The sequence below is a fragment of the Ancylomarina salipaludis genome (assembly GCF_004122035.1).
GTDB classification, from domain to species: Bacteria; Bacteroidota; Bacteroidia; order Bacteroidales; family Marinifilaceae; genus Ancylomarina; species Ancylomarina salipaludis.
Genome location: NZ_SAXA01000016.1, coordinates 72355 through 79778 on the forward strand (window position 1 = coordinate 72355; position 7424 = coordinate 79778).

The window sequence follows — 7424 nt, forward strand, 5'->3', positions numbered from 1 at the left end:
TCACTTCAGTCTTTTTCTAATAGATTAACTAAGGCTTTATCCAGTTTGGGAAATTTATAAGTAAAGCCGGTAGAAAGAAGTTTGCTAGCTGAGATACGACTCCCAGTCAAGAGAAGTTCAGACATTTCACCCAATAGCGATTTAATGAGGAAAGTTGGAATATTTGGAAACCAGAATGGTTTTTTAAGCACTTGAGCCAACGTTTGGGTAAAGCTAAGGTTGGTCTGATGCTCAGGAGCGACGGCATTGTAGGCGCCTTTCATGGTATTGTCTTCAATTGCTTTGATGTAGATTTCACATAAATCATCTATATGAATCCAGGGGAGGTATTGTTTGCCATTTCCTAAGGCAGAAGCTAAACCCAGTTTTACGGGAATGATCATTTTTGATAAAGCACCACCTTGTTTATTCAAAACAAGTCCTGTTCTGAGAATTGTTGTCCTAATTCCCAATTCATTAAATTGATTTGCAGCTTCTTCCCATTGTTGACAAGTACGACCCAAGAAATCATTCGCAGCTTTATCTCCCTCAGAAAAAATTTGTTCAGACGTAATTGATCCGTAATAACCAACTGCTGATGCTGAAATAAAAGCTTTTAGATTTTTTTGCTGTTTTTGAACTTCATCGAAAATGAGTTTGGCCGATTGGATCCTACTTTCGAGTATGATTTTTTTTCTTTGAGGAGTCCATCTTTTTTCAGCGATGTTTGCCCCGGCCAGATGAATGATATAATCGGATGAGGCAATCGCTTCCGAATCAATTTTATCTTCATTAGGATTCCAGTAAAAACATTTATACGGGCTATTGGTATTCTTATGACGACTTAAAATAGCAACATCGTATGCTTTGGCTTGTAATTTATTGCAAAGCGCTTTACCAACTAATCCCGTTCCACCACTGATTAAGACTTGTACCATCTCATGTTTTTTTAATAAGCTGAAACTAAAGCTACAAAAAAAATGAGGATAAGGTTATGGTGGTGAATACAAAAAAATATCCCGGATCTTTTGGTCCGGGATATTTATGCGAATTATTATTTTTTAGGACGTTTCGACTTGTCGAAGAAGAAGCTGTCAAAAACGATTCGTTCTTCTTTTTTCAGAATCAGAATTAAAATGGCACTTTTCAAAAAACCATAACCGTAGGCATAAAGTTGGATGAAACTGGCCAAAATGGCTAATAAGGAAATGGATAAGCTTTTAGTTTTAATTAGTGATTCGATAAATAGGATACCCGCAATAAAAGCTAAAGGCATTAAAAATAATGGATTTATCAATACAGCAAGCCCAAGCAGGAATAAGCTGAATAGTAAAAATAGGCTTGGAAAGGTATATGTCAGTTTAAACTTATCAGGGTACCATTTTACAAGCACCGGGCGCATAACACCAAATTTGTAAACTTGCTTGATGAATTTCGAGAAATCAATTCGTCTTTTGTGGTAAACGTAAGCTTTTTCAATTAATCCGACACGAAACCCCGCGTTCATAATACGGTAACTCAAATCGGGATCTTCGCCAGGCGTAACATCGGTATAACCACCAACTTTTTTATAGACCTCCCGGCTGATTCCCATATTGAAACTTCGAGGTTGGTATTGGTCGAGCTTGTTTTTTTTACCTCGAATACCGCCAGTTGTGATAATTGAGGTCATCGCGTAATTGATGGCTTTTTGAACCTTGCTAAAGGATTCATGGGCACTGTCAGGGCCGCCAAAAGCATCAAGAGGTGTTTTTGCCAAATGTTTCTCAACTTCTTCAAAATATTGAGGGGGTATGATGCAATCAGAGTCAAAGAATATTAAATAGTCACCAGTTGCCATACTCATGCCTACATTTCGACTGTCTCCAGGTCCCGAATTTGGCTTAAAATGATATTTAATATCAAGATCATTGGCATAACTTTTTACAATAGCTGAACAATCGTTCGTAGAACCATCCTCAATCATAAGGATATCGAAATTTTTATAGGTTTGTCTGGCTAAACTCGCGAGTAGTTCTTCCGCTTCGTTAGGTCTGTTGTAAATGGGAATAATAACTGAATATTTGGGCATGCTGTTTTATTTTATTGCAATAGGAGGCGTTTTTAACGACCTTTAATTTTTCTTTTCAAACTTAACAAATCTGGTGGGTTTTTAGAGTGAAATTAGGAGGTAAAAATTAGATTGACTAAATGATAAGTTGCATGGACTTATTCATTTGCATCCACATATTTAATAAGTATCTTTGTGGCCAAACTAAATAAAAATCTGTTTTGGAGAATTTTAAAGAACTTGGAGTAAGTAAAAACTTTCTTAAAGGCCTGAGCGATATGAATATTGTGAAGCCAACCGAAATACAAAGTAGAGTAATTCCGATATTGTTGGGTGGTGACACGGATTTGGTTGGACAAGCACAGACGGGGACAGGAAAGACGGCAGCTTTCGGATTGCCGATGCTTCATCGTATAAATACACATCACAAAGTTGTACAAGGTTTAATTCTATGTCCAACAAGAGAGTTGGGACAGCAGATCGCCAAACAGCTTTTTAAGTTTACTAAATTTTCTGAGAAGATTTTTACAGAAGCGGTATATGGTGGTGCGCCTATCGATAAGCAAATCGCAGCTCTCCGACGTCCTACTCATATTGTTGTAGCAACACCGGGGCGTTTGGTTGATTTGGTTAAACGTAAGGCGATTGATTTGAGTCATGTCAGTACCGTTGTACTTGATGAGGCTGATGAAATGTTGAGTATGGGTTTCAAAAAGGAGCTCGATCAAATCTTAAGTTTTACCTCAATGGCTCAGAATAAGTGGTTGTTTTCAGCAACCATGCCACAAGGTATTAAGCAAATTGTAAATAAACACCTGAAAAGCAATGCGCACAGAGTAGAGGTGAGTGGGCGTAATGTGGTGAATAAAAACATAGAGCATAAGTTTTTGATTTGTGATGAAAAAGAGAAGTTGAATATTTTGCTTCAGTTCTTAAGTTCACAAAGTGATAATAGAGGTCTTATTTTTTGTAAGACTAAGGTTGCTGCACAGACACTGGCAAAACAACTTATTGCCAGAAATATTCCCGCTGATGGTCTTCATGGCGACCTTTTACAAAAAGAGCGTGACAAAGTGATGCGTGCTTTCAAAAATGGAAGTTTACGGATGATCGTTGCGACAGATATTGCAGCGCGTGGTATCGATGTAGAAGGACTTTCATATGTGGTGCATTATCAGTTACCCGATAAGGAAGAGTATTACACCCATCGAAGTGGACGAACAGCTCGTGCAGGTAAAGATGGTTTATCTTTATCATTGGTTACCTCTAAAGAGTTAAAGAGTATCAGATATTTCCAAAAAGCACTTAATATTAGTTTTAAGCAGATCAGACAAACTAAATAAGTTTAGTCTGGTTTCAGATATAAAAAAACTCATGATTTATTATCATGAGTTTTTTTGTGTCTTAAATTAAGAGAGAAGTGTTAATCTCTTTTTCTGGGAAAAGGTTTACGTCTTCTGTCTTTTCGCTGTCTGTTTTCAGCATTGTCTGTTTTTTTTGCTTCAGGCTTCCGATCCGTACGGCGGGTTCTTTGTGGTCTTTTGGGTTTTTCAACAGGTTCATTGTCACCCGAATTCAAGAACGGATGTTCTTCGATGACACGAATTTCCTGAGCAATGAGCTTTTGAATATCTTTTAAATATGGTTTTTCTTCAATATCGCAGAACGAAATTGCAATACCACTCGCAGCTGCTCTACCTGTACGTCCAATTCGGTGCACATAGGTTTCGGCAATATTGGGCAAATCAAAATTAACGACTAAGGCTAAGCCATCAACATCGATACCACGCGCGGCAATATCTGTGGCTACAAGCACCTTGGTTTTTCCTTCTTTGAAGTTTAATAGGGCATTTTGTCTTTGATTCTGCGACTTGTTGCCATGAATGGCTTCAGAATGTATGTTGACTTTTTTTAAGAATTTCGTGATTTTATCAGCCCCATATTTTGTTCGGGTAAAAATCAGGGTAGAATCAACCTCATTTTGTGTTAACAGGTGTACTAATAATTTGGGCTTATTCTTTTTGCTTACAAAATACAAGGCCTGTTCAACACGTTCTGCCGTAGTTTTCTTGGGTTCTATAGTTACCTTCTCGGGGTTGCCCAAAAGCTTCTGAGATAGCTTTACAATCGCAGGAGGCATGGTTGCCGAAAAGAAAAGAGATTGCCTGCGTTTTGGCAATTGATCAATGATTCGGCGTATATCGTGAATGAATCCCATGTCAAGCATATGATCAGCTTCATCAAGGACTGAGTATTGCACGTCTTTTAGCGATATATAGCCTTGGTTTATCAGGTCGAGTAAACGGCCAGGAGTTGCCACAAGGATGTCTACACCTCTTTGAAGAGCTTTGGTTTGTGTTCCCTGTTTGACCCCACCAAAAATAACGGTATTTACAATTCCGGTATGTTTGCCGTATGCCGTAAAGCTATCTCCAATTTGAATGGCTAATTCTCTTGTAGGTGTTACAATTAGGGCTTTGATTTTACGCTGGCCTTTACTTTTATACTGGTCGTTGTAGAGGTGTTGCAGGATAGGAATAGCAAATGCTGCCGTTTTTCCGGTTCCTGTTTGGGCACAGCCTAATAGGTCCTTTCTGTTTAGAAGGATGGGAATAGATTGGGCTTGAATAGGTGAGGGATATGTATAGCCTTTAGCCTCCAGGGCTTTCAGGATAGGATCAATAATTCCTAAATCTTTGAATGTCATGTATGGTATATAAAAGTGACAAAGATAGGGTAATTGTTTGTACTTCTGCATTTTTGTGAATAAATGCAGCTTTTATTTGAAATATAATATCTCAAATCCCGAATTTTGCCTGGTGAAAATTCCCCTTCTTAAATAAAAGAAGAGGAATTTAGAAGTGTTGATGTATTTAAAGAATCAATCCTAGCAAAAGGATAGCCAAGAACTTTGATCCTTGTATTCCTCAGTAGGAGAGACGTTTGTTTGAAAGCGATAAGAGCTGATTAGCATTGATATTTCATGTTTAATTGTCTCCAGACTATCATTAATCAAATCTGTTCTAAACCCTTTGGCTCCAAGCTGAACGACATGGTCAGCAGCGACAACTTTACTGATAATTTTACCTAAATCAACTATTTTTCGTTGTGGAATTTTAGTATCCAGATTGAAATCAACCAGATTCTTGAAATAATCTGAAACATTTTTAGTTAGCTCATGATTTTTGAAGAAATCTGCAAGATTCATATTTTTCTTTTTGGTCATTATTTTCATAACCATTTCAGATAGTTGCGTATAGAGCATATCGTTTGATCCTTCAAAAATCTGAAAAGGACGAGAATCAATAATGGCTCTGGAACCAACACTTTCAGCTTTATAGCCATTGGCGCCACTCAACTGTGTTAGTGTTTGTGCAGCTTCCTGCATCATATCGGTAATATAAGCTTTCATGCTATTGGCTTCAATAGCAGCTGCGGCTAAATTATTCTCAATTCCGCTAATGATTGAACTACGGGAACACATGGCCGAGCAAATGGTAAATGCAGATTGAATACGTCCAATTTGGTGACGAACCTGATCGAGTGAAATTAAGGGTTTACCACCAACAATCCGGGTTGTACAATGTTTTATCGATTCGTCAAGCATTCTGCGAATGAAACCCATTCCCATACCAGGAAACTGCAAGCGACTTCTGTGAAGAAGATCCATCATTAGCTTTAAGCCTGTCGTTTCGGGTTCCAATTTGTATTTTTCAGGAACCTGAATATCAATTGAATTTTTCCCATAGGGAATAGGATAAAGACCCAGGTTGTTGTAATATTCCTCAACCTTTATAGCTTGTTGAGGTTGTTGAACGTCGCAAATAAAAAAATCGATATCTCGGCCTAATTTCCCATGTTGATCCTGTGGACGGGAAGTCATCAACCAATAGTCAGCCATACCCGTTAGCCCTTGCCAATGTTTGGTTCCTTTGATATGATAGGATTCTCCCATTTTAATATTTGACGTTTGCATGCCAAGAGCATCACTCCCAAAATCTGGTTCGGTAATCATTAAACCACCCATGTTCTGTTGAGTAAGGAAACGATCAAAAATCCCCTTCTTTACGGTGTTTTGTGCATATTTTGCAACAGGTTCGAGAAACAAAGCGATATTAATACCAAAGGTTAAGGCTAATGGAAGTGATTCATATGAAGCCGTATCCAAAATGCCTAAACATTCTTTTACTTTTGCTCCTCGTCCGCCATATTCTTTAGGAATAGCTACCGATAAAGGGTTCTTAGCCATTATATCTCTTAGCACCAACGCAGGAAATCCTCTTTTCTGGATAAATTTTTCGATATTATCCTTTTCGTAAAAAGCACTGTGTATTGTCTTTTTAATAGCGCTCAGGAACTCTGAAAAAGAAAGATGTTCTGCGATATTAGAAGTTACCATCTATTATTTATTTTAAATTAGTGTAAATAAGAATAATGTCGTACAAAGCTAAGATTAAAAAACAGATAAAGACATATAAGTCTGAATATTTAATAAGCAATTGCCTTTGAAATGAGAATATTCAGCTCTGAAGGGATATAAATTATTGCACTTCTTAAGAAATTGCTAGATTTTATTTGATCTTCTTTGTAGCCAGATGGTGCTTGTTTTCAATGATAGAAGAAAAATGAAGGTTTTATTAGATTTTTTTTTGAGCATATCTTCCTGATAAAAAGCAAATTTCAATAGAAGAGTGGGTTTTTATTTATTTTTTTTGAAAAAAATAAGGAGAGACACTTGTATAATTGGGGAAAAGCGCTTAGTTTTGCATCGCAAATTTCCCCAATAAAGCACGTCTTTATAAGCAAAGGGTCATTTGGAATAATACTCCTTCTTAGCTCAGTTGGTTAGAGCATCTGACTGTTAATCAGAGGGTCCTTGGTTCAAGTCCAAGAGAGGGAGCAAAAAACCAATACTGTGAGGTTTTTAAAAAGAATATCAGTTTACTCCTTCTTAGCTCAGTTGGTTAGAGCATCTGACTGTTAATCAGAGGGTCCTTGGTTCAAGTCCAAGAGAGGGAGCAAAAAACCAATACTGTGAGGTTTTTAAAAAGAATATCAGTTTTTTCCTTCTTAGCTCAGTTGGTTAGAGCATCTGACTGTTAATCAGAGGGTCCTTGGTTCAAGTCCAAGAGAGGGAGCAGAAGCCGTTCGATTTTTCGAGCGGCTTTTTTGTGCTCTTTATTTTATCTTTCCACCAACTTTTCGACTTGATCCAAAATAACCCTTCTAAAATTTGAAACGATTCCAACTGGATCTCAATGAAAAGAGGGATCACTGGTAAAAGTTGGGTCTAATTCTATAATGATTCTAATTAGGCGAATATTTTTGTTAACCGAAATAAGAAGAAGTCAATATCTACGACACCTCTTAAAGATCTCCTGAAATCTTTAATTTT

General features: G+C 37.4%; 5 protein-coding genes and 3 tRNA genes. 4 read left to right on the forward strand and 4 right to left on the reverse strand.

The annotated features are described in order from the left end of the window. Window positions 1–5 precede the first annotated feature (5 nt). On the reverse strand, window positions 6–917 hold the full coding sequence (locus tag EO244_RS14645) for a TIGR01777 family oxidoreductase (protein WP_129255443.1): 912 nt from the start codon (window positions 915–917) through the stop codon (window positions 6–8). Window positions 918–1033: 116 nt separating this feature from the next. Continuing rightward, window positions 1034–2050 carry a glycosyltransferase gene (locus EO244_RS14650; protein WP_129255444.1) on the reverse strand — a complete coding sequence of 339 codons (1017 nt, stop codon included), beginning with the start codon at window positions 2048–2050 and terminating at the stop codon, window positions 1034–1036. Window positions 2051–2250: 200 nt separating this feature from the next. Between EO244_RS14650 and EO244_RS14655 the strand changes: the two genes are divergently transcribed. After that, a complete protein-coding gene (locus tag EO244_RS14655) occupies window positions 2251–3372 on the forward strand; it encodes a DEAD/DEAH box helicase (RefSeq protein ID WP_129255445.1) in 1122 nt (373 codons plus the stop codon). Between the two features lie 80 nt (window positions 3373–3452). On the opposite strand, the gene EO244_RS14660 is transcribed toward EO244_RS14655, so the two are convergent. Next, a complete protein-coding gene (locus tag EO244_RS14660) occupies window positions 3453–4736 on the reverse strand; it encodes a DEAD/DEAH box helicase (RefSeq protein ID WP_129255446.1) in 1284 nt (427 codons plus the stop codon). A 180-nt stretch (window positions 4737–4916) separates the two neighbouring features. Next, complete coding sequence (locus EO244_RS14665; RefSeq protein ID WP_129255447.1) at window positions 4917–6428, reverse strand: acyl-CoA dehydrogenase family protein; 1512 nt, start codon at window positions 6426–6428, stop codon at window positions 4917–4919. A gap of 427 nt (window positions 6429–6855) precedes the next feature. Between EO244_RS14665 and EO244_RS14670 the strand changes: the two genes are divergently transcribed. The 3 genes from EO244_RS14670 to EO244_RS14680 all read left to right on the forward strand — a co-directional run bounded on the left by EO244_RS14670 (window position 6856) and on the right by EO244_RS14680 (window position 7167). Continuing rightward, window positions 6856–6929 (forward strand) — tRNA-Asn (locus tag EO244_RS14670). 45 nt (window positions 6930–6974) lie between these two features. Next, window positions 6975–7048, forward strand: a tRNA-Asn gene (locus EO244_RS14675). Between the two features lie 45 nt (window positions 7049–7093). Continuing rightward, a tRNA-Asn gene (locus tag EO244_RS14680) sits at window positions 7094–7167 on the forward strand. The last annotated feature ends 257 nt before the right edge of the window (window positions 7168–7424 follow it).